General features: G+C 66.5%; 1 protein-coding gene. It reads left to right on the top strand.

The genetic code is table 11. The features are described from left to right. Positions 1-36: 36 nt before the first annotated feature. Positions 37-528: GntR family transcriptional regulator (locus tag MBA17_RS50925; RefSeq protein ID WP_455433002.1), on the top strand; the 492-nt coding region annotated here is incomplete at its 3' end.

The raw sequence follows: 528 nt of genomic DNA, 5'->3' as shown, positions 1-528 counted from the left end.
CGCCGCGTCTCCAACTCCCCGGCAGATGATCGAGCGATGTCCACAGTGTTCATGCCCCTGTGCCCCCGCCCGCTCGGCATCTGCCGGGGCCGTCTGCTGCGTACGACTCGCCCCCGGTGGCGTACCTGTGTCGTCTGCTGTCGCACCGGTGTCCTCGGGTGTCGCCTGGTCGGCGTGGACAGGCAGGCGGACGCCAAGCTACGCTCCAACTTAGTAAAACAACCTGTCGGGTGTTGGACGGTCAAAATGTCGCTAGAGTCCGTACCGCCGAAGTATGCCCAGCTTGTGCATGCCCTTCAACGGCGAATCGAGTCGGGGGACTACTCTCCGGGCTCGCTCCTCCCCAGCGAGAACCAGCTCATACAAGAGTTCGGCGTGTCCCGCCCCACAGTGGTGGCCGCGCTGCGGGTCCTGCGCGAGCAAGGGTGGATCGAGTCCCAGCAGGGCAAAGGCCGGTTCGTGCGTGGCCGTCCCGCCCGCTCCACCGACCGTCCCCGTCCGGGTCAGGCGTATCTGACCACCCCGGAA

Source organism: Dolomitihabitans soli (assembly GCF_022213955.1).
Lineage (GTDB): Bacteria > Actinomycetota > Actinomycetes > Streptosporangiales > Streptosporangiaceae > Streptosporangium_A > Streptosporangium_A soli.
The sequence above is the reverse complement of the archived record's forward strand: the minus strand, read 5'-3'. Positions and strand labels throughout refer to the sequence as shown.